General features: G+C 44.7%; 22 protein-coding genes. 5 read left to right on the forward strand and 17 right to left on the reverse strand.

Annotated elements, in window-relative coordinates:
- Positions 1 to 197: 197 nt before the first annotated feature.
- The 3 genes from ATG66_RS15005 to ATG66_RS15015 all read left to right on the forward strand — a co-directional run bounded on the left by ATG66_RS15005 (position 198) and on the right by ATG66_RS15015 (position 3,411).
- Entirely contained in the window at positions 198 to 1,412 is a 1,215-nt protein-coding gene (locus ATG66_RS15005; RefSeq protein WP_098416088.1) for a pyridoxal phosphate-dependent aminotransferase, read from the forward strand.
- A 76-nt stretch (positions 1,413 to 1,488) separates the two neighbouring features.
- Entirely contained in the window at positions 1,489 to 2,073 is a 585-nt protein-coding gene (gene yfbR / locus ATG66_RS15010) for a 5'-deoxynucleotidase (protein WP_098416089.1), read from the forward strand.
- Positions 2,074 to 2,088: 15 nt separating this feature from the next.
- On the forward strand, positions 2,089 to 3,411 hold the full coding sequence (locus ATG66_RS15015) for an anti-phage deoxyguanosine triphosphatase (protein WP_098416090.1): 1,323 nt from the start codon (positions 2,089 to 2,091) through the stop codon (positions 3,409 to 3,411).
- An 11-nt stretch (positions 3,412 to 3,422) separates the two neighbouring features.
- Here ATG66_RS15015 and ATG66_RS15020 read toward each other — a convergent pair whose 3' ends face one another.
- Positions 3,423 to 4,037: a tRNA-uridine aminocarboxypropyltransferase gene (locus tag ATG66_RS15020; protein ID WP_098416091.1), complete on the reverse strand. Its 615-nt coding sequence runs from the start codon at positions 4,035 to 4,037 to the stop codon at positions 3,423 to 3,425.
- Between the two features lie 3 nt (positions 4,038 to 4,040).
- Between ATG66_RS15020 and rrtA the strand changes: the two genes are divergently transcribed.
- Positions 4,041 to 4,592 (forward strand): rhombosortase, encoded by a 552-nt coding sequence (rrtA, locus tag ATG66_RS15025; RefSeq protein WP_098416092.1) that lies wholly within the window; start codon positions 4,041 to 4,043, stop codon positions 4,590 to 4,592.
- A gap of 102 nt (positions 4,593 to 4,694) precedes the next feature.
- Here rrtA and ATG66_RS15030 read toward each other — a convergent pair whose 3' ends face one another.
- The 7 genes from ATG66_RS15030 to tig form a co-directional block, all read right to left on the reverse strand.
- Complete coding sequence (locus ATG66_RS15030) at positions 4,695 to 4,979, reverse strand: ComEA family DNA-binding protein (protein WP_179885714.1); 285 nt, start codon at positions 4,977 to 4,979, stop codon at positions 4,695 to 4,697.
- A gap of 316 nt (positions 4,980 to 5,295) precedes the next feature.
- The gene (gene ppiD, locus ATG66_RS15035; RefSeq protein ID WP_098416094.1) at positions 5,296 to 7,155 is read right to left on the reverse strand and encodes a peptidylprolyl isomerase; all 1,860 of its coding nucleotides are present in this window, start codon (positions 7,153 to 7,155) and stop codon (positions 5,296 to 5,298) included.
- Between the two features lie 201 nt (positions 7,156 to 7,356).
- Positions 7,357 to 7,629 carry an HU family DNA-binding protein gene (locus ATG66_RS15040; protein ID WP_098416427.1) on the reverse strand — a complete coding sequence of 91 codons (273 nt, stop codon included), beginning with the start codon at positions 7,627 to 7,629 and terminating at the stop codon, positions 7,357 to 7,359.
- 190 nt (positions 7,630 to 7,819) lie between these two features.
- Positions 7,820 to 10,171, reverse strand: a complete 2,352-nt coding sequence (gene lon, locus ATG66_RS15045) for an endopeptidase La (protein WP_098416095.1) — start codon at positions 10,169 to 10,171, stop codon at positions 7,820 to 7,822.
- A gap of 128 nt (positions 10,172 to 10,299) precedes the next feature.
- Positions 10,300 to 11,580 carry an ATP-dependent protease ATP-binding subunit ClpX gene (gene clpX, locus ATG66_RS15050; protein WP_098416096.1) on the reverse strand — a complete coding sequence of 427 codons (1,281 nt, stop codon included), beginning with the start codon at positions 11,578 to 11,580 and terminating at the stop codon, positions 10,300 to 10,302.
- A 70-nt stretch (positions 11,581 to 11,650) separates the two neighbouring features.
- Positions 11,651 to 12,277, reverse strand: coding sequence for an ATP-dependent Clp endopeptidase proteolytic subunit ClpP (clpP, locus tag ATG66_RS15055; protein ID WP_098416097.1), 627 nt, complete (start codon positions 12,275 to 12,277; stop codon positions 11,651 to 11,653).
- 105 nt (positions 12,278 to 12,382) lie between these two features.
- On the reverse strand, positions 12,383 to 13,690 hold the full coding sequence (tig, locus tag ATG66_RS15060; protein ID WP_098416098.1) for a trigger factor: 1,308 nt from the start codon (positions 13,688 to 13,690) through the stop codon (positions 12,383 to 12,385).
- An 879-nt stretch (positions 13,691 to 14,569) separates the two neighbouring features.
- Here tig and ATG66_RS21115 point away from each other — a divergent pair.
- The gene (locus ATG66_RS21115; protein WP_098416428.1) at positions 14,570 to 14,752 is read left to right on the forward strand and encodes a hypothetical protein; all 183 of its coding nucleotides are present in this window, start codon (positions 14,570 to 14,572) and stop codon (positions 14,750 to 14,752) included.
- Between the two features lie 91 nt (positions 14,753 to 14,843).
- On the opposite strand, the gene purF is transcribed toward ATG66_RS21115, so the two are convergent.
- The 9 genes from purF to ATG66_RS15110 form a co-directional block, all read right to left on the reverse strand.
- Entirely contained in the window at positions 14,844 to 16,358 is a 1,515-nt protein-coding gene (gene purF / locus ATG66_RS15070; protein WP_098416099.1) for an amidophosphoribosyltransferase, read from the reverse strand.
- A gap of 36 nt (positions 16,359 to 16,394) precedes the next feature.
- Positions 16,395 to 16,886 carry a CvpA family protein gene (locus ATG66_RS15075; protein WP_098416100.1) on the reverse strand — a complete coding sequence of 164 codons (492 nt, stop codon included), beginning with the start codon at positions 16,884 to 16,886 and terminating at the stop codon, positions 16,395 to 16,397.
- A 61-nt stretch (positions 16,887 to 16,947) separates the two neighbouring features.
- A complete protein-coding gene (locus ATG66_RS15080) occupies positions 16,948 to 17,541 on the reverse strand; it encodes an SPOR domain-containing protein (RefSeq protein WP_098416101.1) in 594 nt (197 codons plus the stop codon).
- A gap of 14 nt (positions 17,542 to 17,555) precedes the next feature.
- Entirely contained in the window at positions 17,556 to 18,818 is a 1,263-nt protein-coding gene (gene folC / locus ATG66_RS15085; RefSeq protein WP_098416102.1) for a bifunctional tetrahydrofolate synthase/dihydrofolate synthase, read from the reverse strand.
- Between the two features lie 44 nt (positions 18,819 to 18,862).
- Complete coding sequence (accD, locus tag ATG66_RS15090) at positions 18,863 to 19,789, reverse strand: acetyl-CoA carboxylase, carboxyltransferase subunit beta (RefSeq protein WP_098416103.1); 927 nt, start codon at positions 19,787 to 19,789, stop codon at positions 18,863 to 18,865.
- 183 nt (positions 19,790 to 19,972) lie between these two features.
- Positions 19,973 to 20,767 (reverse strand): tRNA pseudouridine(38-40) synthase TruA, encoded by a 795-nt coding sequence (truA, locus tag ATG66_RS15095; RefSeq protein ID WP_098416104.1) that lies wholly within the window; start codon positions 20,765 to 20,767, stop codon positions 19,973 to 19,975.
- A gap of 89 nt (positions 20,768 to 20,856) precedes the next feature.
- On the reverse strand, positions 20,857 to 24,624 hold the full coding sequence (locus ATG66_RS15100; protein WP_098416105.1) for a FimV/HubP family polar landmark protein: 3,768 nt from the start codon (positions 24,622 to 24,624) through the stop codon (positions 20,857 to 20,859).
- Positions 24,625 to 24,823: 199 nt separating this feature from the next.
- Positions 24,824 to 25,837, reverse strand: coding sequence for an aspartate-semialdehyde dehydrogenase (locus ATG66_RS15105; RefSeq protein WP_098416106.1), 1,014 nt, complete (start codon positions 25,835 to 25,837; stop codon positions 24,824 to 24,826).
- Entirely contained in the window at positions 25,834 to 26,967 is a 1,134-nt protein-coding gene (locus ATG66_RS15110; protein WP_098416429.1) for a 4-phosphoerythronate dehydrogenase, read from the reverse strand. Before ATG66_RS15110 ends, ATG66_RS15105 begins: the two co-directional genes overlap by 4 nt.
- Between the last annotated feature and the right edge of the window lie 8 nt (positions 26,968 to 26,975).

Below are 26,975 nucleotides of genomic sequence, written 5' to 3' on the forward strand. Positions count from 1 at the left end.
GGACAAATGGTAACTGACGGCTACTCTAAGTTTAGACCTAAAGCAAATCAAGGTCGTATGCGATCTTTTGCAAAATCCTGTGATAGTAAGCGAGCAAAAATCAACCAGCACAACGATAATTTAAAGATATATATTCTAATAAAAAACAAATTATTGTATTTTAATAAATAAATTAACGAATTTTTAGGAATTGTACAATGCAAAATATCGGGATGTCGTCAAAACTCGATAATGTCTGCTATGACATTAGGGGTCCTGTACTCAAACATGCTAAGCGCATGGAGGAAGAAGGGCATAAAATCCTAAAGCTAAACATTGGTAACCCTGCCCCTTTTGGTTTTGACGCCCCTGACGAGATTTTAGTCGATGTGATTCGTAATCTGCCGACGTCTCAAGGCTATTGTGATTCCAAAGGTATTTACTCTGCTCGTAAAGCGGTTGTTCAACACTATCAGCGTAAAGGTATCCGATCTCTAGATGTCGAGGACGTGTATGTGGGCAACGGCGCGTCTGAACTTATTGTTATGGCAATGCAAGCGTTGTTAAATAATGGCGATGAAATGCTGATCCCAGCGCCAGACTATCCGTTATGGACAGCCTCGGTGGCATTGTCTGGCGGCAAACCAGTCCATTACCTATGTGATGAGCAAGCGGATTGGTATCCTGATTTAGACGACATCAAAAAGAAAATCACGCCGAAAACTCGCGGTATTGTGCTTATCAACCCCAATAACCCAACCGGTGCCGTATACAGCCGTGACTTCTTACTAGAAGTGATTGAAATCGCTCGTCAGCACAAATTAATCATTTTTGCAGATGAGATCTACGACAAAGTTCTGTATGACGGTGCAACGCATACCTCTGTGGCAACATTAACTGAAGATGTCTTGGTCATGACCTTTAACGGCCTATCCAAAGCTTATCGAGTTTGCGGTTTCCGTGGTGGGTGGATGTTTTTAACTGGGCCCAAACACCTTGCCCAAGGCTATGTGAATGGTTTGGAATTGCTTTCCTCGATGCGTCTTTGTGCGAACGTACCGATGCAGCATGCCATTCAAACTGCGCTAGGAGGCTATCAGAGCATCAATGAGCTGCTTCTACCTGGCGGCCGCCTGCTAGAGCAACGTAACCGTGCTTACGAATTAATCAATCAAATTCCTGGTGTCTCTTGTGTCAAACCGAAAGGCGCCATGTACTTATTCCCTAAAATTGATACCAAGATGTACAACATAACCAATGATCAGCAAATGGTATTAGACTTCTTGAAACAAGAAAAAGTACTGTTAGTACAGGGATCAGGTTTCAACTGGCCGAAGCCAGATCACTTTCGCATCGTAACGTTACCTCATGTTGAAGATCTTGAAATCGCTATTGGGCGCTTCGAACGCTTCTTATCGACTTACAGCCAGTAGTAATTAGTGCTCAACTCTCATATGCTTAGAGGAACTCCTAGTGAGTTCCTTTTTTACACCAGAAACGGAGAAAACCATGAAAGAGAGCCATTTTTTCGCCCACCTGGCTAGAATGAAGCTGATCCAACGCTGGCCATTGATGCGCTCTATATCACCAGAAAACGTTTCAGAACATAGTTTACAAGTTGCTTTTGTCGCTCATGCTCTCGCCTTAATCAAAAATAAAAAATTCGGTGGTGCTCTCAATCCGGAGCGCATAGCCATTCTCGCAATGTATCATGACTCCAGTGAAGTTCTTACAGGGGACTTACCGACCCCCGTTAAGTACTACAACCCGGAAATTTCAAAAGAATATAAGAAGATAGAGGCAGCCGCAGAGCAAAAGTTGCTGTCTATGTTACCTGAAGAATTTCAAGATGATTTTGCGCCCTATCTGCTTTCTCATTCTGCTCACGAGGACGATGCTAAAATCGTCAAACAAGCAGATTCACTCTGCGCTTACCTTAAATGCCTAGAAGAGTTAAGTGCTGGTAATCACGAGTTTGCCTTGGCCAAAAAACGTCTTGAAATCACCTTACAAGAACGCAAAACACCAGAGATGGATTACTTTCTCAATACTTTTGCACCTAGCTTCGAACTGTCGCTGGACGAAATCAGTTAGCCTACGGAGAGACAAGTGTCGTTTGAATTACCCCCACAATGGTTAGCACGCCATAACGATGAACATAAGATCCGCCGTGACGATCACCGCAGTCCATATCAACGTGATCGAGCACGAATCCTTCATTCGGCGGCCTTTCGACGCTTACAAGCTAAAACACAAGTACACGGAAATAGTTTAGAAGATTTCCACCGCAGCCGTTTAACACACTCTCTAGAAGCGGCACAATTAGGGACAGGTATCGTTGCTCAACTTAAGAAAAAGCAGTCCGAATTCCGTGACTTATTGCCTTCGGACAGCTTGATTGACTCCTTGTGTTTAGCCCACGATATCGGCCACCCTCCCTATGGCCATGGCGGCGAGGTCGCGCTCAACTATATGATGCGTGAGCATGGTGGCTTTGAAGGCAACGCACAAACATTTCGTATTGTCACCAAATTAGAACCTTATACCGAGCACTTTGGCATGAACTTATCCCGCCGCACTCTGCTTGGCTTGATTAAGTACCCAGCCCTCATTAGTCAAACTCGCTCCGTCAAATTACCTAAACCAGCCGAGCATCAGCGCAAACTAAAAGCTAAGGAATGGAGCCCAGCCAAAGGCATTTACGATTGCGATAAAGACTTGTTTGATTGGGTAATAGCACCTCTTTCTAACAACGACAAAGCACTGCTTAGTCAAATGCGGTCTAAACCAGAGTCAGAGTTTGGGCACAGTAAAACGCGTTTTAAATCACTCGATTGTTCCATCATGGAGCTGGCGGATGATATTGCCTATGGTGTGCATGATTTAGAAGACGCGATCGTACTGAGTATGGTAACTCGCCAACAATGGCAAGAAGGAGCAGCGAGCCAATTGGCCGATTGTGGCGACCCTTGGTTTGAAGCACATATTCATTCCATCGGTCAAATGCTATTTAGCGGTAAGCATCATGAACGAAAAGATGCGATTGGCGGAATGGTCAATGCGCTGCTAACCAGTATTTCAATCAAAGTCGTGGATGAGCCGTTTAGTAATCCATTGCTGTCTTGGAACGCGTATTTAGAGCCACCAATGGCCAAAGCACTCGACGTACTAAAACACTTCGTGAGTCAGTATGTGATCCAAGTCCCGCAGGTCCAGATAGTGGAATACAAAGGTCAACAAATTATTATGGATATTTTTGAGGCACTAACGGCAGATCCTGAGCGCTTACTGCCAATTCACACCAGAGATCTTTGGTGCGAGGTAAATAATGAAAGTGACCAGATGAGAGTCATCGCTGATTATATTTCCGCGATGACCGATGGCCATGCACAAAAACTGCACCGTCAACTGTTCTCTTCCATCGTGCTTTAACAAACAATCAATCAATCTTTCAGGTAGTTTTTTTCAAATACGCCCGGAGGCATCTGGGCAATTTGAAACTCAATCATCTTCTCAAATACATGCAACAGTGGGGTAAAGTCCCTTTTCGGCTCTAACAGGCTAAGGGCATGATAACCCGCCTCAACCGTTGATAAGCTATTCTGTGATGGCGCCTTACGGATAGTGTAATGACCTCGCAGCTCTTGAGGTAACTTTACCGTTGGCAAACTGTGTAAGTTAGCTGAGAGCTGCCAGATCTTATAAGCTTTTCTCCATGTCCCATCCAGCAAAATAAGCCGCACTTTTTGAGCTTGGGAGCTCACATTGTTCGTCAATTCTGAAAGACACAGAGATTGATCAGACGGATAAAGAATAAAATGCTGATAACACTCATCGGCAAGCAATTTGTTTAAAATCGCATTGTTGGAAAAGTCTTCACCAATCAAACAAGTACAGTTGTTTAGGCTCAAATTGAGAATCCGTGCCGTACCAAGTGAACGATGTTCTTCACTCACATGCTGAAGAATGATAAGTTCCACCTCGCTTATTAGCGGTATAATCCATTGGCAAATACAAGCTTTGCGTGATTTTCCACATTGAGAACAATAACGAGACATAGAGTGAACCTTTATACATTGCTGAGCATCATCAGCATTATTTGTTTAATACTTCAATTCGAACCAATGGCAAGCCTAACCGAATGGCACGCTTACAATATACGTCATGGCGAATGGTGGCGAATCGTAACAGGAAACCTCACACATACCAACTTTGCACATTTAGCCATGAATTTGGCTGGGTTATGGGTGATTAGCTTTATTTTTCGCCCAAGTACCCGTAACTTCCTGATCGTCTTCTCGCTAATTTGTACGCTTGTTGGCACTATGAACTTATTTACGAATATGTCGGTATATGTAGGCTTATCCGGAGTGCTACACGGATTATTCGGTTTTTGGGCACTAAGGGAGGTATTTGAAAGCAGAAGAAGCAGTGCACTATTAGTTGCTGGCCTCATCGCTAAAATTATATGGGAGCAACTCTATGGCCCTTCTGCCAGTACTGTTGAAATGATTGGTGCTCGTGTTGCAATCGAGGCACATCTATTTGGGGCTGTTGGTGGACTCGGAATGGCGCTACTAGAAAAAAGCTTTCACCGTCGTCTATTTGGATAGGTTGGATAAAATCCCGAACCACGTAAGAGAGTCGGTTCGGGAAACAATGAGACAAAAATGGCTTCAATCCCAGCTTACGCCAGCTCAAAAATATTCCTTCGTCTACAGTAAAATACGGTCTTCGTTTTTCTTTACTGTCACTTCACCGATACCTTTTACGCTCGTCAAATCAGCGGCGGTCTTAAAAGGTCCGTGCTCAGCACGATACTCAACAATGCTTTGCGCTTTCTTTTCACCAATGCCTTTCAGCATGGTCGCAATCTCTTCTGCCGAAGCGGTATTGATATTTACCGTAATTTCAATTCCTTCATACTTGTCAGTAACAGAGTCTGCTGCAAAGCTAAATGGTGCAAATACACATAAGCACAACGTCAAAATCCATTTCATATTGAACATACAATCTCCAAAAGGTAGTGGGCTAATATTCGGCCACAGTAAATAATTGATCAGAAATAGCGTAGGAAAAATACTTGAGAACAAGGCAAAAATCTTGATAAGCCATGACTTCTACAGCCAAAAATTTTTAACGTCGCTATCGGTATTTTAATAATCTAGAAGACCAAGTGTTTACCACAACTGATATAACTTAAACGCGCATTAATTTAAGCAATGCATGTTGAAGATTGAAGTTGATAGAGACAAAAATAAAACGGGCCGCTTATGCGGCCCGTTTTGGTTAACATACAAATTACATCATTAGTGCTTAGTTGCTCACAATAAAGTACTCAATATCTGTATTGGCGCGGAGTACGGCTAGTACAGAAGAGAGGTCTTGCTGAGAAGAGGCGCGTTGCATTTGCATCGCCACCTGTTCTTCTAGTTCGCTATCTAACTCAGCACTGACAGCATCAAGCTCGATGATAACAATGTTGCCTTCAAGATCTTTAGACTGACCATAAACTGGCTTACCATCAACTGGTTTAGCCATCGCGAACACCGTTGTTGCCAACGGATCACGGCGATCCACAGTTTCTTGCTCACCAAACGCTAGGTTGTTTTCAGCCAGTACTTCTGTATTGCCTTCTTTCAATGCCGCTACAACTTTTGTTCCAAGTTCCAGTGCATCTTGCTCTGCTTTAACACGAGATAGTTCTGCAACCACCTGATCTTTCACTTTTTCAAGCGGAAGAATGGTTTCGTCACGCATATCTTCAACGCGAACGACAATGATGTGCTCTGGTGCGATTTCAATCGCTTCAGAGTTCAGACCATCCTCTTTCACTTCAGGGCTTAAGATTGCTTGCATGACAGCAGGGGTACGAAGCACTTCCGGTGCATCAATTTGAGAGATAAAGTCAGTCGTCTTCACCTCCTGATTAACCGCTTGAGACGCATCGTACAGAGAGTCAGGATATTCAAACGCTACGCGTTCAAGTTCGTTTTGTAACTCATAGAACTGGTCAACTGCTTGTTGGTCGGCCATCTCTTGCTTGATTTCAGCAGATACTTCAGAAAACGGCTTAGCCACAGAATTTTTTAGATCTTCAAGCTTGATAATATGGTAACCAAAATCTGACTTCACTAGTCCAGAGATATCGCCTGGGTTCTTAAGCGCAAATGCTGCATCTTCAAAGGAAGGGTCCATCACATCACGCTCAATCCAACCTAGGTCACCGCCGTTTTCAGCACTTCCAAAGTCATCAGATTTTTCTTGAGCAAGTGTCGCAAAATTTGCGCCGGCATTGAGTGCGTCAAGTACGGCTTGTGCTTTCGCTTCGTCATCACCTTCAACAAGAATATGCGCCACGCGACGTTGCTCTTCAGAAGAATATTTATCTAGGTTCTCGTCGTAATACTTTCTAACGTCTTCGTCAGATACTGTAACCTGCTTTTTCAGTGCTTCTGCAGAAAGCTCGATATACGCAACTTTAACCTGCTCTGGACGAGTAAAGTTATCTGGGTTCGTTTGGTAGTACTCTTGAATTTCTTCTTCAGTCAACTCAATATTTTTTGCAAACTCAGCAAGGTCGATAGTGACAGTGCGAATATCACGAGTTTGAGTAAACAACTTACCTTCTGCCTGTACTTCACCTGGTAATGTAAACTCACTTGTCTGCAATGCATTAAGCAGTTGCTCGCGCACCAATTCACGACGCATATACTCAGCGAAAGTGTCTGGAGAGAAGCCTGCACGACGCAGAGATGCTTGGTAGATATCTTGGTCGAATTGACCGTTAGATTGGAATTGAGGCATTTCCAGAATCATACTGCGCACTTGAGTATCGCTAATTCGCAGACCTAATGCTTCGGCTTGTTGGTCAAGCAAAACATCATTAATCATTCTGTCGAGCACTGACTTGCGAAACGATTCAACGTATGCAGGGTCAGCTAGCATTTGAGAGAAGTAGTCACCCAATTGAGTTTGCATGCGATTACGCTCGTTTTGGTAAGCCATCTCGAACTCACCTCGAGGAATCTCGGTATTGCCGACTTTCGCTGCAGAATTGTTGTTACCACCAACGATGTAACTACCTACACCTGCAAATACGAACGACAGGATGATAAGTCCAAGGATTATTTTGACCGCGATGCTATTCACGCCCTCGCGTAGTCGATCCATCATAATTTAACTGCTCTCCACAACTGAAGCTACTGCTTCTATCTAATAGAAATAATGGCGCAATAATAACAGAAAAAGAAATGCGCATCAGTATGATGCGCATAATTTAAAAAAGTTCGGCTCGAAGTTTGTAAATTTTTGTTCGAAACTTGTTGCTTGAGCAAAAAGTTAAGCAAAGAGCCGATTGCCGAAGTCACGCTCTAATTAGTTACAAGCGTCTTTTAGTGCTTTACCAGCCTTAAAAGAAGGTACTTTGGCTTCTGCGATTTGGATTTCTTCACCCGTTTTTGGGTTACGACCAGTACGTGCAGCGCGAGTACGAACACTGAATGTACCGAAACCAACCAGAGCAACTTGCTCACCAGACTGAAGCGTGCCACTTACTGCTTCGATGAGTGCATCTAGAGCACGACCCGCTGACGCTTTAGAAATGTCTGCATTTTCTGCAATTTGTTCGACTAACTGAGTTTTATTCACTGTAATTTCCCCTTGTGTCATCTGTGATTATTTTTTTGATGACTTTCGTTCCATAATTAAGAAAACATGCCTCACCCCTTACTCATCAAGGGCTGACAGCTATCGAAACTAACTTAGCGCCCAAAAAAAACGCTGACAAGCCTTTTTAGACTTATCAGCGTAAACTTTTACTTATTTTTGCTGCATATCACTATTTTTCAGCTTCAAACTCAACGCCCGTCGGGTCTCGCTCGAGTGCAACTTTCAGTACTTCATCAATCCAACGTACCGGAATAACTTCCAGATCAGTGATCACGTTATCAGGAATCTCTTCCAAATCACGTTCGTTATCTTTTGGGATCAATACCGTCTTAATACCGCCACGATGTGCCGCAAGTAACTTCTCTTTTAGACCACCAATAGGTAGAACTTCACCACGTAAAGTGATCTCACCGGTCATCGCCACTTCAGCTTTAACAGGGTTACCCGTCAAGCTCGATACCAATGCTGTACACATAGCAGTACCAGCACTTGGACCATCTTTTGGTGTCGCGCCTTCAGGCACATGCACGTGGATATCTCGCTTCTCGTAGAAGTCAGCGTTGATACCCAGTTTTTCTGCACGAGAGCGAACCACCGTCATTGCAGCTTGGATAGACTCCTGCATTACGTCACCAAGAGAACCCGTTTGTGTCAGCTTACCTTTACCTGGCATAGACTGTGTTTCGATCGTTAACAGGTCACCACCCACTTCAGTCCAAGCTAAACCTGTCACTTGACCAATGCGGTTACTTTCTTCTGCTTTGCCGTAATCGAAACGCTGAACACCTAAATACTCTTTCAGATTATCCATCGTAACCGTTACCGACTTAAGATCGCTATCCAGTAAGATATTCTTCACTGCTTTACGACAGATCTTAGAAATCTCACGCTCTAGGTTACGAACACCCGCTTCACGCGTGTAGTAACGAATGATGCCAACAATCGCTGAATCTTCAATAACGATCTCATTTGGTTTCAGACCGTTACGTTTCACCTGTTTTTCAACAAGGTGACGTTTCGCAATGTTCAGTTTCTCGTCTTCTGTATAACCAGATAGACGGATCACCTCCATACGATCTAGCAATGGTCCTGGGATGTTCATCGAGTTAGAAGTTGCCACAAACATAACGTCGGACAAGTCATAATCCACTTCTAAATAGTGGTCGTTGAACGAGTTGTTCTGTTCAGGATCTAACACTTCTAGTAATGCTGATGCCGGATCGCCACGCATATCTGAGGACATTTTATCGATTTCGTCCAGCAAGAACAGTGGGTTTCTCACCCCCACTTTCGACATTTTCTGAATCAACTTACCTGGCAATGAGCCAATATAAGTACGACGGTGACCGCGAATTTCTGCTTCGTCACGTACACCACCCAGAGCCATACGAACATACTTACGACCCGTCGCCGATGCAATTGAACGACCTAAAGAGGTTTTACCCACGCCAGGAGGACCAACCAGACAAAGGATCGGACCTTTTAATTTATTGATACGGTTTTGCACTGCCAAGTATTCGAGAATTCGTTCTTTGACACGGTCTAAACCATAATGATCTTCGTTCAGAATTTCTTCTGCTTTCGCAAGATTCTTCTTAACTTTAGAACGTTTAGCCCATGGTACGCTGACCATCCAATCAATGTAGCTACGCACAACCGTTGCCTCGGCAGACATTGGAGACATCATCTTGAGCTTTTGTAGCTCTTGCTCTGTCTTCTCGCGCGCCTCTTGAGGCATTTTCGATGCGTCGATTTTTTCTTGTAGCGCTTCAAACTCGTCTGGCGCGTCTTCCATCTCACCGAGCTCTTTCTGAATCGCTTTCATTTGCTCATTCAGATAGTACTCTCGCTGAGATTTTTCCATTTGTTTTTTAACGCGACCACGAATGCGTTTTTCGACTTGTAGAAGATCAATCTCTGATTCCATCTGGCCCATCAGAAATTCCAGACGCTCAGTCACTTCAATGATTTCAAGTACTTGTTGTTTATCTACTAATTTGAGAGGCATGTGCGCTGCGATGGTATCCGCTAGACGCGCGGCTTCATCAATGCCATTCAGTGATGTGAGAACTTCTGGTGGGATCTTTTTGTTTAGCTTAATAAAGCCTTCAAATTGATTGATCGCACTGCGAACAATCACTTCTTGCTCACGCTCTTCCAATTCTGGTGTCACAACGAATTCAGCTTCCGCTAAGAAGAAGTCGCTTTCTTTAAAGTGATCAATTCTTGCTCGTTGCTGACCTTCAACCAGTACTTTTACTGTACCATCAGGGAGCTTCAGAAGCTGGAGAATGGTGGCCACCGTACCCACTTCAAATAGGTCGTCAATCGTAGGCTCGTCAGTATCTGCTTGCTTTTGTGCCACAAGCAGAACTTGTTTGTTGGTTTCCATCGCCGTTTCTAGACAGCTAATCGATTTCTCACGACCAACAAACAATGGAATAACCATGTGCGGGTAGACCACTACGTCACGTAGAGGTAATACCGGGATCTCGATACGCTCGGAACGTTCCAAGTTCATAAAATTCTCTCTTCCGCTTTCACGTTTAACGTATTACTTAGGCAGTATATGGGGGCTAATTGTTTGGATTCAATAAGAGAAATAAAAAAGGAGGTAATTACTTACCTCCTTTTTATTTATGGCTATATTTATTCTGCGCCAGCGGCCTGATTATCGGCATTGCTATAAATAAGCAGTGGCTCTGACTCACCATTAATGACTGATTCATCAATCACGACTTTACTAACATCTGTTTCAGATGGTAATTCGTACATGGTTTCAAGAAGCACACCTTCAAGAATTGACCTTAAGCCACGAGCACCTGTTTTACGCTCCATTGCTTTTTTCGCAATAGCGCGAAGCGCATCTTCACGGAATTCTAGTTCTGCGTTTTCAAGTTCAAACAATGCAGCATATTGCTTAGTTAATGCGTTCTTCGGCTCACATAGGATCTGAATTAACGCTTCTTCATCAAGCTCAGTTAACGTTGTTGTCACTGGTAGACGACCAATAAATTCTGGGATTAGGCCGTATTTGACCAGATCCTCAGGCTCAACCTGAGAAAATAGCTCGCCTACTGTCTTCGATTCATTCTTAGAACGAACTTCAGCACCAAAACCAATACCAGTACCTGTCGCCACACGCTGTTCAATCACTTTATCTAGGCCAGCAAAAGCGCCACCGCAGATGAACAAAATCTTAGATGTGTCCACTTGGAGGAATTCTTGTTGAGGATGCTTACGACCACCTTGAGGTGGTACTGAAGCAACCGTACCTTCGATAAGTTTCAATAGCGCTTGCTGAACACCTTCTCCCGACACGTCACGCGTAATCGATGGGTTTTCAGCTTTACGAGAAATTTTGTCAATTTCATCAATGTATACAATGCCGCGCTCAGCTTTAGCAACATCGTAATCACATTTTTGCAGAAGCTTTTGGATGATATTTTCAACGTCTTCACCCACATAACCCGCTTCGGTCAGTGTTGTCGCGTCTGCCATTGTAAATGGCACATCCAAGAATCGAGCTAATGTCTCAGCAAGCAGCGTTTTACCGCTACCCGTTGGACCAATAAGAAGAATGTTACTTTTACCAAGCTCCACACCTTCACTCGTTGTATCACCATTACGTAAACGCTTGTAGTGGTTATATACCGCAACTGCGAGCACTTTTTTCGCGTAATCTTGCCCTATCACATATTCGTCAAGGTGTTCACGGATCTGTTTAGGCGTTGGTAACGCTTCAGACTCTTTCTTAGGGAGAACATCCTTGATTTCTTCGCGAATAATATCGTTACATAAGTCGACACACTCGTCGCAAATGTATACTGAAGGACCTGCAATTAGCTTGCGAACTTCGTGCTGACTCTTGCCGCAGAAAGAGCAGTACAGCAATTTACCGCTGCTACTTTCTTTGCTTTTATCTGTCATTCGCTAACCTCTTAGCCTTTACTCTTCATGAATCAGTGTATATCAATTTTAGCCAAAATGCGCTGGCTAATTACTCGCCGCGGTGGCTTAACACTGCATCCACAATACCGTATTCCACAGCCTGCTCTGATGCCATGAAGTTGTCGCGATCGGTGTCGCGCTCAATCACCTCAAGAGGTTGGCCTGTATGTTCTGCTAACAGCATGTTTAACTTCTGTTTAATGCTCAGAATTTCCTGGGCATGGATTTGGATATCAGAAGCTTGACCCTGGAAACCACCCAGTGGTTGGTGGATCATCACACGTGAGTTTGGCAGTACGTAACGCTTACCTGGCGCACCACCTGCTAGCAGGAAGGCACCCATAGAGCATGCTTGCCCCATACATACAGTGCTTACATTTGGCTTAATAAACTGCATGGTGTCGTAGATAGACATACCCGCAGTCACGCTGCCGCCCGGAGAGTTGATGTATAGGAAAATATCTTTATCTGGATTTTCAGATTCTAGGAAAAGCAGCTGAGCCACGACAAGGTTTGCCATGTGGTCTTCCACTGGACCCGTTAAAAAAATCACGCGTTCTTTAAGCAGACGTGAGTAGATGTCGTAAGAGCGTTCGCCTCGGGAAGTTTGTTCAACCACCATTGGCACTAACGCGTCCATAATTGGCGACATTGCATTTTTTTCTTGGTAGCTCATATTCTTATGTCCCTAAAATAAATGGCCCGGATGATGCCTATCATACGGACCATTGTTAGCAGAATAGTTAACGTTAAGTCAACCTCCTACGCTAGATATTGCTTATTAAGCAGCAGGTTGTTGCTGATTAAGAAGCTCGTTAAAGCCTACTTCTTTCTCAGAAACCTGTGCTTTAGCGATGATCGCGTCAATTGCTTGTTCTTCTAGAGCAACGTTGCGCATATTGTTCATCATTTCTTCGTTTTGCTCATAGTAAGCAACAACTTCTGATGGGTCTTCGTATGCAGTAGCCATATCTTCGATTAGCGCTTTAACTTTCTCGTCGTCCGCTTTAAGCTCCTCAGATTTGATTACTTCACCTAGTAGAAGACCAACTACTACGCGACGCTTAGCTTGTTCTTCGAACAGTTCACGTGGAAGCTGTGCCGCTGCTTCTGGGTTACCGCCGAAGCGTTGAGCCGCTTGTTGACGTAGAACTTGGATTTCTTGCTCAATAAGTGCCGTTGGTACGTTGATGTCGTTTTGCTCAACGAGACCGTCGATAGCTTGCTCTTTGATGCGGTTTTTAACCGCTTGCTTCAGTTCGCGTTCCATGTTCTTGCGAACTTCAGCTTTAAGCGCTTCAACACCGCCTTCGGCTACACCAAACTTAGCAACAAATTCGTCGTTTAGTTCAGGTAGTTCACGAGCTTCAACTTTGTTTACTTTGATTGAGAACTTAGCTACTTTACCTTTTAGGTTTTCAGCATGGTAGTCTTCTGGGAAAGTCACGTCGATGTCGAATTCCATACCAGCCGTTTTGCCTGCGATACCGTCTTCGAAACCTGGGATCATACGTCCAGCACCCATTTCTAGTGGGAAGTTCTCAGCTTTACCGCCTTCGAACTCTTCACCGTCAATAGAACCAACAAAGTCAATGCTTACGCGCTTGCCGTCTTCAGCAGCTTCGTCAACTTCAACCCAATTTGCTTGTTGTTTACGTAGAGTGTCAATCATCTCTTCTACGTCCGCATCTTTCACTTCTGTTTTTGGCTTTTCAACAGTGATGTTTTCTAAGCCTTTTAGTTCGACTTCTGGGTAAACTTCAAAAGTTGCAGTAAAAACTAGGTCTGCACCTTCTTTGTTTTCTACAGGAGCAAAAGTAGGAGCGCCAGCAGGGTTGACCTTCTCTTTCACGATCGCTTCGATGAAGTGACGTTGCATAACCTCACCTAGCACGTCTTGACGTACTGCTTTGCCGTACATCTTAGCAACCATTTTTAGAGGCACTTTACCCTTACGGAAACCATCGAAACGACGGTTTTTAGCGATATTGCGTAGCTCAGCTGTTACAGCGTCTTCGATGTTTGCAGCTGGAACAGTAATGTTTAGACGGCGTTCTAGGCCCTCTAGCGTTTCAACAGTAACTTGCATTATTTATAAACCTCTAAAGTGGCTCGGTTTTCCGAGCGTATGAGCGGTACTCTGCGGAGTACACGCTTCATCCTTGTGTAGTGTTCTGTCCGAACACCTAATTTAGAATCGAGCATCGATGCCGTTTATCAGCACCTGACTAATCAGTGATATCTTCGGCGAAACTACCAAAGGTGCCTCCTATTAGCCTCAGGACAGAATTTTTAGACGCGACATTCTAGCGAGCTGTCGCTACTCTGTCGAGCCAGTAGCCACTATGTGGGCATTGTCTGCGCTAAATTCTCGAATACTGTCCTATTTTTTATTAAAAAATGGGATTCAAACAGCGCTAGCATATCTAGAATGGGGACAATAGCGACTTTTTCAAGAGAATCGGCTGGTTTTTTTATTGAAAACCGTAAAAAGAGATCTTGCTCTTGTTTTATTCCACCGAGTTGAAAACTAAAGCCCCATTTTCACCACAAATCATTAACATTCATTACGTCGGCAAAGAAACGGTTTAAGAAATATAAGCATGCCATAAGAGATCGTATTCTACTGATTATTCAACTTATATTTCTTATGTGCCCTCATCGGCAGCCGTAAGATTTTTCCGAGTTGAGAGCAATTATAGCCCGATAAACACTAATCTCAGATTGTGATCACGAGCAGATATCTAGAATCGAACAATGCAGCCAATAAAGTAACAGCCGTCAAGAACGGTTATGTATCTGATGCTGACACCACTAAACCTGAATGTACCTGAAAAACTTTCGCCGATAAATGTATCACTATCAAACAGATAAATATCTGTACAAATAAAACGTGGCTAGCGGTTTGTCGTTATATCCAAGTTGAATCATAATTTTTAATAACGGCCTCTTTATGGTTCATATGGATATGAATGAGAAAGTGAGAATACCGATCATTACCAATACTGTATTGGTGGAGGGTCATTATCAAGAAGAAAGGCGCTTTGGCGAAGAGCGCCGCAAGAACAAAAAGAAGTGGCCTTGGTATGAGCGCAGAATATATCCCGACCCACGAAAACCCAAATGTAAGCCGATAGACGAAGAGGTGTGAACAATCACACCTCGACTGCTGACAATGAATCTATCATTGGGCTTCGTCAGGTACCCGAACCGAGCTGCTCTCTCATTTTATCACGATAAAATTAAGCGCCTTCGTTATGTAATTCTAGGTTTGCAAGATCTTGCTGGATTTCTAGCTGTGTCTTCGCGTCATCGTTGCGAATACCATCTAAAAAGTCTAGATACTTCTGGTCGATATCACCTGTCACGTACTCACCATTGAAAACCGATGTATCGAACTGGTTAATGTCTTGGTTACCAAAACCAACCGCTTCAACCAAATCTTCTAAACGTTGGTAAATCAGCGCATCCGCGCCAATCTGTTTACAAATAGTGTCATTGTCTCGGCCATGTGCAATCAGTTCTGTTGCACTTGGCATGTCGATTCCGTACACATTCGGGAAACGCACTTCTGGCGCAGCAGAAACCATAAATACTTTGTTCGCGCCCGAGTCACGCGCCATCTCGATAATCTGTTCTGATGTTGTACCACGGACGATGGAGTCATCAACCAACAGTACATTTTTACCTTTGAACTCAGAGCGAATCGCATTCAACTTTCGACGTACGGACTTCTTACGCTGTTGCTGACCCGGCATAATAAATGTCCGACCTACATAACGGTTTTTCACGAAGCCTTGGCGATAGGGTTTATTGATCGCTTGAGCAATCTGCAGTGCGATATCACAAGATGTTTCTGGGATTGGAATGACCACATCAATATCAAGCTCTGAGAAATCTTCACGAATACGTTCGCCCAATTTCTTACCCATCTCTACACGTGCGCTATAAACCGAAATCTTATCAATGAATGAGTCAGGGCGAGCAAAATAAACGAATTCGAAAATACATGGGTTGAGCTTAGGGTTGTCCGCACATTGTTTCGTGAATAACTCACCATCGAAGGTAGCGTAAATAGCTTCACCAGGTGAAACATCACGAACAAAATCAAAACCAACTGCATCTAGTGCAACAGATTCAGACGCTACCATGTATTCAGCTTTACCATCCACTTCGCGCTTGCCCAAGCATAATGGACGAATACCGTTTGGGTCGCGAAAAGCGATCATACCGTGGCCGATAATCATTGCTGTCACAGCGTAAGCACCACGAATGGTACGATGCACATTGGTGACAGCTCGGAATACATCTTCTGTGGTGACGTTTCCTTTTACCGAATCAATTTCGTGAGCAAGGACGTTGAGTAGGACTTCTGAATCTGAAGTGGTGTTGATGTGACGGCGATCTTTCTCGAACAGCTTTTGCCGAACTTCATGCGCGTTGGTTAAATTACCATTGTGGGCAAGAGTAATACCGAAAGGAGAGTTTACGTAGAAAGGCTGTGCTTCTGACGAGCTCGAACTGCCTGCGGTTGGGTAACGAACGTGGCCGATCCCGACCTCCCCTTGTAAGCGCTGCATGTGTCTTGCTTCAAACACATCGGTAACTAAACCATTCGCCTTACGCAGACGAAAACGATTGCTTTCTATGGTACAAATACCAGCGGCATCTTGGCCACGATGCTGTAACACCGTTAACGCGTCATAAATAGACTGGTTTACAGGCGTTGTGCCCACAATTCCAACAATACCACACATGTCCTAATCCTCGATTTGCGACAGTAGCTGGCACTACTAGATAGTGCCAGACAGAAAACTCGATGTTGCTTGTAAATGCTCGAAAAATGGCGCAATCACACGTTGAAACTCAGGAAGCAACTGTGATGCATTCCACCAATCCGAGCTTGGGAATGCCGTAAACGCATCCATAAAAAACAGCACCGCAGAAACGATTAACACCCCACGTAAACCACCAAATACCATCCCAAGAAGTCGGTCAGTACCTGACAGCCCTGTTTTTTGTACCAGTTGACCAATGACGTAATTCACCACTGCACCAACTACCAAGGTTGCGACGAATAAGGCCGCTATTGCCGCTCCGTTTCGAAACATGTCGTCTTCGATGTTGGTGAAGTACACCGCTAATTTGGCATAATAATTACTGGAGATAAAAAACGCTCCAAACCAAATAACCAAAGACAAGGCTTCTTTAACAAAACCGCGAACTAAACTGATCAGAGCTGAAAGTCCGATCACACCTAAAATGATAAAATCTATCCAATTCATGCTTTCTTCATCTTAAGTTGGCGCGCATTTTAACAGAAAAAATGCTGACGCAAACGTTTTCTTATGGGTTTAATGGCTTAAATTTAAGCAACTGACCTTTTGAACCTGTGATTTTTTGTAATTCCTTGACCTGTCGTTCAAGTTTACTTTTTGACACATCAGGACCAACAATCACTCTTGTAAACTCGTTTTCTTGCTTCATGTGAGCTTGGTAACCACGCTTTTGCAAATCGGCGACAAGCGCGACAGCGTTTTCGTGGTTTTTGAGCGCCATCAACTGAATAATCCACGCAGAATCTGCGTATTGATTTTTTTCTTCAACGGGGCGCGTTGCTACCTCTACTTTTTCTGATTGTTTAGTAGCTTCTGGTTGCGAAGGCTCCGTTAACTCTGGCTTAGAAACAGCGTGCTGGGTGTCTTTTGACCCTTGCACTACGGCTTCAACAGGGGAATTCGGTAACGCAATATCATCTTCCACGGGCTCTAATATTTCGAAGTTTTCCACATCACTATCAAGCTCAGGCTTGATAGGTATGCTGGCAAACTCTTCTTTATAGTGCAGTTTCTGACCATCTAGCACATCTGGGAGAACAATCACTCCGACTGCGACTAGAATGATGGTACCGACTAAACGGCTTTGGAATTTACTTGCCATCAAAATACCTTTGCTTATTTATTCTTTGATTGCCAATGTTCCAATACCTCTCCGACAGTATGGAATGAACCAACCACTAAAATGACGTCTTCTTGTTTCGAGCTTTCTCTCGCATGTTCAAAGGCATCAACAGGTGTTTGGAACTGAGCTTGTCCATCAGGTAAGTATTGGCACAGCTCACCAGCTGTCGCGGCCCGAGGACCAGTCAGCGACGCTGGGTACCAGCGTGTTGCAATTGGAGTTAGCGCTTCAATGGTTGCTTGAATATCTTTGTCATGCAGCATCGCGACCACAATATGGATATTCTTACCCAAATATTGGTGCTTCACTTTCTCGACCAAGTATTCAGCAGAGTGCGGGTTGTGTGCAACATCAAGTACGATCGTCGGATCGTTCTGCAGCACCTGCATTCGACCCACAAGTCGAGCATTATTCAAACCATTTACGATGTTTATGTCACTGATTTGCAATTCTGATGCACCCAACGCCATCAATGCCGTCGCCGCGTTTGGCAGAGGAAGAGATGGGATAGGTAGGTCTTCTAACCCAAATGCCCCGCAACTCCACTTCCACCCGTTCTCCGTTAACTGATAATCATATTGAATACCAACTTGGAAAAACTCCGCGCCTATATCATCCGAATGTGCAGCTACGGTCGCTGGAGGCATTGATTGACCACAAATTGCTGGCTTCCCTGGACGGTAGATCCCCGCTTTTTCGAAACCAATCACATTAATATCATCACCCAACCACTCCACATGATCGATGGCTAAACTCGTGATCACGGAAACATCATGCTCAACGACGTTCGTTGCATCTAGGCGACCACCAAGGCCCACTTCGAGCAATACAACGTCAACTTTTTCTACTTGAAAAATACGCAATGCGGCTAATGTGCCAAATTCAAATAAGCTTAAGCTGATATCGGCGCGCTGTTTTTCGATGTAATCAAATGCTTCACAGTGCTTGCTGTCTTGTACATCGACACCGTTGATGCGTATACGCTCGTTATAGCGAATAAGGTGGGGAGAACTATACACGCCTACAGAGTAACCAGCGTCTAACAGAACCGCTTCCATTAGTGCACACGTTGAGCCCTTACCATTGGTGCCGGCAACGGTGATAACAATAGGAGCAGGTTTGGTGAGGTTGGCTTTGTTTGCCACCGCTTGGACGCGGTCTAAGCCAAGGTCAATTGCTGAAGAATGAATATTTGCTAAATAGTCAAGCCACACCTCTAAAGAGGATGTGGCTTGAGGAATAGGATTTTGGGTCATCTAACTGTAACCATCAAATTCTTTGGTTTATGTTAGTTGTTACTTTACCCTTTTTCGTCCACTTCTGGTACAGAATATGGTTCTTCATTTGGAGATTCGTTAACCGAAACGACCAAAGGAGATTTATGGTTCGTCATCTTAGCGATTAAACCACCGACACGTTGACGCATCTCGCGGCGATCAACAATCATATCAATCGCACCATGCTCTAGGAGGAATTCACTACGTTGGAAGCCTTCAGGAAGGTCTTCACGTACTGTCTGCTCAATCACACGTCGACCAGCAAAACCGATCAGAGCTTTAGGTTCACCAATATTGATATCGCCTAACATTGCCAAACTCGCCGATACGCCACCCATTGTTGGATCCGTCAGTACCGAAATAAATGGCAGGCCTTTTTCAGACAAGCGCTCAAGCGCAGCACTGGTTTTCGCCATTTGCATTAGAGACATTAATGCCTCTTGCATACGTGCACCACCACTTGCCGAGAAACAAACTAGCGCACAGTTGTTTTCAATTGCCGCATCGACTGCTTTAACGAAACGAGCACCGACGACAGAGCCCATTGACCCTCCCATAAAGGAGAATTCAAACGCACATGTCACGAGTGGCATGCCTAGCAACTCACCCTGCATTACAATAAGCGCATCCTTTTCGCCACTATTTTTTTGTGCTGCTGAGAGACGCTCTTTGTATCGCTTAGAATCTTTAAACTTCAGTTTGTCTTGTGGCTCAAGTTCAGTGCCTAGTTCAACATGATTGCCTTCATCTAAGAATGTTTCCAAACGACGACGCGCTTTCATGCGCATGTGATGGCTACACTTAGGGCAAACTTCTAGGTTGCGCTCAAGCTCTGCATGGTATAAAACCTGCTCACAAGAGGTACATTTAGTCCACACCCCCTCTGGGATTGAAGCTTTACGTGAACTTACAAGGTTACTTTTCTCTAAAATCTTTTCAAGCCAACTCATGGAAGACCTTTTCTCTCAAATCTTACGCTGTATTACGAAAGATATAAATTCGACATAATAACGAGGAATTAAACCATATATTGCCGCTACTGTAGATAAAAAACTGGTTGTACCTATTTTTGATATCGTCAACAACGGCCTCTAGGCTAAACACTACCGACATTTTGGAAGAAGTTTGTGAATTTAGTTCAAATTATTTGGTAAAAACAGTGGACCAATCGGAACTTCTGGTAAGCCAAACTCTTCAGGATAGTCCACGTCAACCAAATACAAACCTTCAGCTTTCGCAGTCGCACCAGCCCGTTTGCGGTCTTTGGCCTCTAACAACCACTCAATCCACTCTGGACTTTCTTCACCACGTCCGACTTTTATCAAGCTCCCCGTGATGTTACGTACCATATGATGCACGAACGCATTGGCTTTGATATCGATAACCACATAATCTCCATGACGCGTCACGTTTAGATGCATCAAGTTACGAAATGGGCTTCGAGACTGACAATGCGCCGCTCGGAATGAAGTAAAATCATTTTCACCCAACAGGTATTGACCCGCTTCGTGCATTGTTCTCTCGTCTAACTCACCATGGTAATGGCTAACCCCTGAGTTGAGGATACCTGGACGCAGAGCATGATTGAAAATAATGTAACGATAACGACGCGCTGTCGCTGAGAATCGCGCGTGGAAGTCATCTGATACGTGTTTCGCCCAGCGAACCGCAATATCGCTTGGCATGTTCGCGTTTGCACCCATAGTCCAAGCTACCATTTTTCGACTTACGTTGGTATCGAAGTGAACGACTTGCCCGGTACCATGGACTCCTGCGTCGGTACGCCCCGCACACTGCACTTCTACGGGATGATTGGCGACGACAGATAACGCTTTCTCTAGCGCCTCTTGAACACTTTCCACATCCCTTTGGCGCTGCCAACCAAAGTAGTTTGTACCGTTGTATTCGATACCTAATGCGATTCTCATCTTAACCTTCGAACTCTAAAATGGGGCGGGAAGTATATACGTAAGTCCTTCCAGATACAAAAAGGGCAGCTAACGCTACCCTCTTTGATTTATCGACCATTAATCGCGTCAATGAGTCCCTTTGCTTCACGGCGAATATCATCTTCACCGTAAACAATCGCCTCTTCTAGCAACTTAATCGCCCCTTTAGGGTCATTCATTTCAAGGTACATTTTTGCTAAGTCGAGTTTTCCCGTGGCTTCTGCGTTGGTATCAACATCAACATCACCGATATCACCAATCACATCAGGAAACTCATTTAACCCAACGTCCAGTTTTAAGTCTTCCTCTTCGAAATCGTCGCCTTCTTGGTCGACTTGAGCCATCAGCTCATCAATCGTCATGAATTGAGTTTTCTTCGGATCAAAGTCATCCAAGTTATTTTGCTCAGCCCAGTCTTCTTTCGTGATTTCAGGCTGGCTGAGTGCATCCATCGAATTCCAAACGTCACGTTGGTCTTCAGGTACTTCTTCTGTTTCGCTAGAAGCAGAACTATTCGAAGCTGGTTTGAAACCATCCCAATCATCACCGACATCAAGCATCGTCTCAAAATCCATGCCCGCACTAGCGATAGTGTCGCTATCGAGCTTGCTATCAAACACTTCTGATTGAGCATCTTCTGCAAGCAAGTTCGCCATTGCTGATTCGTCAAAGTCACTTATCGATTCCTGATTTGGAGTGACGAGATGCGACTCGGGTTCGGCATCAAAACTATTCTGCTGGGCGAAGACATCAAATAAGGCATCATGATCGTTATCTGCCTGAATTATCGGTCTGGTTTTTTCTGGCGACTCTGCTTGCTTCAACGAACCTTCATTTGTCAAAGAAGCCATGACGTCTTCTTCATTAAACTCTGGAAGGTCGTGGTCGTCAAAGCTAAGATCTTCGTCTTCATCAGAGGTTGGCTCAATGTCTGCCATTTCAGAGTCAGACAATTTAGGCTCATCCGCCATCGACGCCAGCGCATCTTCTTCGCTGAACTCTGGCAGTTCAAGCTCATCAAAGTTGAATTCGTCTTCCGCTTCAATAACCGGTTCTGTTTCCGCGCTTTGAGGCTCAATTAAGTCAACCGTTTCGGAAGCCGATTCGTCCGCCACAGACGCCTGCGCATCTTCTTCACTACGGGGATCAGGCACATCGAGTTCATCGACGTTGAGATCGGATCCCGCTTCGGTAACCGCCTCTACCTCTGAGCGTTGAGGCTCATTGCCAACCACAGCTTCTTGCTCGTGTTGAATATCAGTTTCCGGCTCTGTTTGGTCCAGTAACCAATCTTCTTCTTGTGGAACACCGAATTCATTCTCCATCATGTTTGGCGTTGGAGTAAATGCTGGCGCCTCTTCAGCTTGTGGCTGTTGTTCTACTGCTTGATCTACAGGCGACTCCGGTGCGACTTCCTCGTCGAAGCGCTTATCGTCTTGAAGAGCATCTTCCACGTCGCTCTGCGGCTCATCAAGTCGCCCTTCTGGCTCTTCCGAGCCGTCAAATAATGCATCTAGCTCGGCAGCAAAGTCTGCACTTTCTTGTTCTGTCGGCTGAACGTCTTCACTGTTTGATTCAAATACGTCATCCAGATCATTCATTACAGGATCGTGCTTTGGAGAGTGTTGTTCTAACTCTCCTGAGAGCTCATTGTTATTTAATGGTTCAACTCGCTCGGTTTCAACCGTTTGCTGCTCTTTCTCGTCTGGCTGACTTTCACTCACTAGCGCATCAAGGTCTAGGCCGGATTCAACTTCTGGCTCTTGTTCAATTTGCTCTGGCTCAGTCGTCGGAGATGGTTTTCCTTCAGGTTCAAGTCCATCAAAGCCAAGTGACGCTAATAAGTCTTCTTCATTTGATGGGTCTTGCTCGGGTTCTTCATCTTCTCGAATCAGATCATCAAATGGATCCTGCTCGGTCGTGGTTTCTGTTTCAATTTCTGGAGTAATGTCTTCACCGAGCAATTCATCCAGTAGATCCGTGCTATCAGCATCCAACTCTTCGATGCTGTCATCACCTTTGAAACCAGAGAGCGCTTCTAGTTCATTAAGTGGGTCAAACTCTTCATCGTCTTCATTTTCATCAAAGTCAACAAGCTCATCCAACAGTTCAGTGCTGTTTTGGCCAAGACTGATATCATCATCGCTTGTGGCAAGCTCTGGTTCTTCTGGTTCAGACGATTCAGTGACTGACGGTTCGTATTGGGCCAATAACTTATCAATATCATCATCAGATGCTTCACCCGCGGTAAAATTATCCTCTGATACTGACTGTTTTAATGCCGGTTTATCGATATCGAGATCTAAGTCGTCACTACCAAGCTCGGCAAACAGATCATCAAGCAGAGCTTGATCAACACTGTCGTGCGACATCTCTTCTGACGGCCCATCAGTAGCAAGTAGCTCAGCAAAGGCATCTTCTGATAGAGAATCAGCATTAGTGCTATCATTGTCTGAGAGATCAAAATCAGTCTCATCATCAAGCACTGCTAATTCTGGCGCAACCTCATCAAGTGCACGCTCCATTTCTTCTAAGCCAAGTGCTTTCTCTGCTCCATTGACCTTGATACCGTTGCTCGATGATTCAAACTCATCCGAACCTACTTCAAGGTTACCGTCGTCACCGATGCCTGCAAATGGGTCATCATCCCCTTCTAGATTAAAGTCGAGCTCTTCGTCGTCAAGGTTAGCAAAGACATCCTCTTCTATCTCTGGTGTCACTTCTTGATCAGTCAGCTCCTCGGCGTCATCATTCGCGAACAAATCATCATCGAGCGTTAACTCTTCATCAAGTTCATCCGTTCCCGTTAGGGCAATCGGTGTCGCTAATGGATCGGTGTCTTGAGTACCCTGAGTTGCTGACTCTTCACTTTTCTCTTTAGAGCGACGTCCTAATAACATAACCACTAAGAAAGCCAGTAATGTTCCAGGAATAAGAGCTGCTAAGCCAACTAACCAACCGTTGGACAACATTTTATCCATCATACTTGGCTGCATACGTTGCTGTTCGGCAAGACGCTGGCGTTCTTCTTCCAGAAGCTTTTCTACCTCGGTTCGAATACGCGCTTCGTCATTAAGCTCATTTTTCAACGTTTCAACTTCGCTTTGTACCTCCGACAGCATCAAACGTAAGCGATGGTTTTTCTCTTCTAGTGCTTCCAATTCATGTTGAGAACCTTGAAGCTTGCCTTTCAGTTCGCTGACCTGCTTTTCGCCCTGTGGAGATGTGTTCACAGGCGGAACTGGCATGACAGGTATCGTTTTTTGAATAGGATCTGGCTGTACAGACGCAACGGTTTTTGCTTGAGGAGGCTCAGATTTAGGCACCACCTTGATTTGGGGTTTTTCTGGTTCCGCCACTCGTTCTGTTGGCGCTGGTTTATTAGCGGGCTTAGGTTGTTTTAAGCGTGCCTCATGCGCCTTCATGATGGCAACGGCTTGTTCTGTTGTCGCGCTTTGCACTTGCTCTAATGAAGGGACACGAAGTCGGCTTCCAGGAATTAGCTCATGAATATTCTGCTTATCAAACGCTTGAGGGTTAATGCGATAAATGGCGAGAAGCGTTTGTTGAACGGTAGCACCACGTGAAGGCCGCAATTCTGTAGCAATCGACCATAGCGTTTGGTTTTCACCAGTTGGGCCAAAGAAACGTGAAGGCTGGGTATTGATAGGAGGAGTCGGCAATGCTCGCTCAATCTCTTCAGCATAACTTGGAGATGATTGCACTTCACCAGACGGGCCGACAAGACGAATTCCTTCGGCTTGAACCACTGACGATGTCTGAGTCGCGCTCATCAACACAAGGGCTGCTAACAAACGCTTATAATTTTGACGCATAGAAGGCTCAGTTTTGTGCTAAATATAATTTAAAATAATGATCGGACAAATATATCGGATATAGGATGCAAAACTATAGCCTTGAAGATAAAATTTGTGTGGTTCTCGCCATATTCGTACTAATCTCACACAATTTTGTTCCATTCGTACAAAAAAGCCTCACACCGTGTGAGGCTTTGAAGTGAGTCGCTGAATTCGCTTAGTAGTAATCGCGGATCAGTACTTCTGCGATTTGGACGGCATTTGTTGCTGCACCTTTACGTACGTTATCAGCAACCACCCACAAATTAATACCACTATGATGACTAATATCATTGCGAATTCGACCAACCATGACATGGTCTTTACCACCCGCATCACGAACTTGAGTTGGGAAGTCATCGCTCGGGAAGACTTCAATACCTTCCGTTTGCTCAAGTAAGCTGGTTACTTCTTGTGCGTCAATTTGTGAACGAGTCTCGATGTGCAGCGCTTCTGCGTGGCCGTAAAATACTGGTACACGAACACAGGTAGGATTCACGGTGATCGTTGGATCATTGAAGATCTTCTGCGTCTCCCACACCATTTTCATTTCTTCTTTGGTGTAGCCGTTTTCTGTCATCTGATCGATTTGAGGAATACAGTTAAATGCGATCTGTTGAGAGAACTGCGCCTTATCAGCTGGAAGTCCGTTCAACAATTTTGCCGTTTGACCTGCCAGTTCATCCACCCCTGCTTTACCCGCACCAGATACCGATTGATAAGTCGATACGTTAATACGCTCAATCCCTACTGCATCATGGATTGGCTTTAGTGCCACCAGCATCTGGATAGTCGAGCAGTTTGGGTTTGCGATGATATTGCGGTTACGGAATTCCGCAATCGCTTCTGGATTCACTTCTGGCACCACCAAAGGAATGTCGAACTCGTAACGGAAGTGTGACGTATTATCGATAACGATAACGCCCTCATCTGCCGCTATCGGCGCCCACTTTGCCGATAGCTCACCACCCGCAGAGAAGAATGCAATGTGAACCTGAGACCAATCAAACTCTTCTACGTTTTGTACTTGGATAGTTTTACCATTAAAGCGGTAAGCCTTGCCTTCACTGCGTTCACTTGCCAAAAGGTGGATTTTATCCACTGGGAATTTACGTTCTTGAAGCACTTCTAAAATTGTTTCACCGACCGCGCCGGTCGCACCAAAAATGGCAACATTGTATTGCTGGCTCATTGACTTACCTCAATCTGAAAACCTAATTCTGCTAATGGGGCAAGATTGCATTTTTGGTTACCCATTAGCGTGACAGCGCTGTATTCACGGCGATCCCAGTAGTTTTTACGCATCAGGTCAAAAGCGCCTGGCTTACTGATCTCACGACGGAAAAGAGCGTCATCTCTACGCACATCATAGATTAACTGCGTGATGTTATGCAGTGTTGCTTCATCCCAAGCTCTGTCCAATACCATTGTTGGCACAGGCGCGGTTGGCAGCAAATCACTGGCGTGCGCACGTAATTCGTTATTTAAGAACTCACAGTAACTGTTAAAAATCATTGTGGTACCGCGAGCTTTCCCTTCCAAGCCATAGCCTGCAACGTGAGGGGTGGCGAATGCTAGCAGAGGCAGAAGCTCCATATCAACCTCTGGTTCAAATTCAAAGACGTCCAGCGCTGCGGTGAAACCGTCGTTTTTCAACAGGCGTTGCTTCAATGCGGCGTTATCAACGATTGGACCTCGCGCGGCGTTAATCAAAATTTGATCACCACGAAGCGAGTTTAAAACGGTTTCATCAATTAAATGATGAGTTGGATATGGACCATCTCTGGTGATTGGCGTGTGCAGCGTAATGACGTCTGAGCTTTCAATCAGCTCTGTTAACGGAGTGAAGGTGCGAGGGTCTCCCTCTTGCTGTTTGAATGGGTCATTGATGAGTACCTTAATGCCCATACCTTTCAAACATTTCTCTAGGTAGCTCCCCACTTGACCAGCACCGATGATACCAACGGTTTTATCAAAAATAGAAAAACCTTGTTGTTGTGCTAGCACCATCATCACACTAAATACGTACTCGGCCACGCCAACTTTGTTACATCCTGGCGCTGCAGTGAAAGAAATATCTTTTGCTTGTAAAAGCGCTTGGTCAACATGATCCATGCCTGCCGTTGCGGTACCGACAAACTTAAGCTTGCTTGCTTTGCTTAGTAACGCTGCATTGACTTGGGTTACGGAGCGAATCATCAGCGCATCGGCATCCATTAGGTCATCCGCGGTTAAAGTACGACCCGGTTTTAGAATCACTTCACCGAGTTGGCCGAAGAGCTCTTCAGCGTACGGCATATTTTCATCAACAATAATTTTCATAGCGCCAG

The organism is Vibrio sp. ES.051 (assembly GCF_002563795.1).
GTDB lineage: Bacteria > Pseudomonadota > Gammaproteobacteria > Enterobacterales > Vibrionaceae > Vibrio.

What these genes read in the sequence shown, in the direction of transcription:
- clpP (WP_098416097.1), bottom strand. Translation starts at nt 12,277, where the DNA reads ATGAGCTACCAAGAAAAAAATGCAATGTCGCCAATTATGGACGCGTTA.
- yfbR (WP_098416089.1), top strand. Translation starts at nt 1,489, where the DNA reads ATGAAAGAGAGCCATTTTTTCGCCCACCTGGCTAGAATGAAGCTGATC.
- ATG66_RS15005 (WP_098416088.1), top strand. Translation starts at nt 198, where the DNA reads ATGCAAAATATCGGGATGTCGTCAAAACTCGATAATGTCTGCTATGAC.
- ATG66_RS15080 (WP_098416101.1), bottom strand. Translation starts at nt 17,541, where the DNA reads ATGGCAAGTAAATTCCAAAGCCGTTTAGTCGGTACCATCATTCTAGTC.
- purF (WP_098416099.1), bottom strand. Translation starts at nt 16,358, where the DNA reads ATGTGTGGTATTGTTGGAATTGTGGGCACAACGCCTGTAAACCAGTCT.
- ATG66_RS15075 (WP_098416100.1), bottom strand. Translation starts at nt 16,886, where the DNA reads ATGAATTGGATAGATTTTATCATTTTAGGTGTGATCGGACTTTCAGCT.
- ppiD (WP_098416094.1), bottom strand. Translation starts at nt 7,155, where the DNA reads ATGATGGATCGACTACGCGAGGGCGTGAATAGCATCGCGGTCAAAATA.
- truA (WP_098416104.1), bottom strand. Translation starts at nt 20,767, where the DNA reads ATGAGAATCGCATTAGGTATCGAATACAACGGTACAAACTACTTTGGT.
- lon (WP_098416095.1), bottom strand. Translation starts at nt 10,171, where the DNA reads ATGAACTTGGAACGTTCCGAGCGTATCGAGATCCCGGTATTACCTCTA.
- ATG66_RS15100 (WP_098416105.1), bottom strand. Translation starts at nt 24,624, where the DNA reads ATGCGTCAAAATTATAAGCGTTTGTTAGCAGCCCTTGTGTTGATGAGC.
- ATG66_RS15030 (WP_179885714.1), bottom strand. Translation starts at nt 4,979, where the DNA reads ATGAAATGGATTTTGACGTTGTGCTTATGTGTATTTGCACCATTTAGC.
- ATG66_RS15110 (WP_098416429.1), bottom strand. Translation starts at nt 26,967, where the DNA reads ATGAAAATTATTGTTGATGAAAATATGCCGTACGCTGAAGAGCTCTTC.
- ATG66_RS21115 (WP_098416428.1), top strand. Translation starts at nt 14,570, where the DNA reads ATGAATGAGAAAGTGAGAATACCGATCATTACCAATACTGTATTGGTG.
- clpX (WP_098416096.1), bottom strand. Translation starts at nt 11,580, where the DNA reads ATGACAGATAAAAGCAAAGAAAGTAGCAGCGGTAAATTGCTGTACTGC.
- tig (WP_098416098.1), bottom strand. Translation starts at nt 13,690, where the DNA reads ATGCAAGTTACTGTTGAAACGCTAGAGGGCCTAGAACGCCGTCTAAAC.
- folC (WP_098416102.1), bottom strand. Translation starts at nt 18,818, where the DNA reads ATGACCCAAAATCCTATTCCTCAAGCCACATCCTCTTTAGAGGTGTGG.
- accD (WP_098416103.1), bottom strand. Translation starts at nt 19,789, where the DNA reads ATGAGTTGGCTTGAAAAGATTTTAGAGAAAAGTAACCTTGTAAGTTCA.
- ATG66_RS15105 (WP_098416106.1), bottom strand. Translation starts at nt 25,837, where the DNA reads ATGAGCCAGCAATACAATGTTGCCATTTTTGGTGCGACCGGCGCGGTC.
- ATG66_RS15020 (WP_098416091.1), bottom strand. Translation starts at nt 4,037, where the DNA reads ATGTCTCGTTATTGTTCTCAATGTGGAAAATCACGCAAAGCTTGTATT.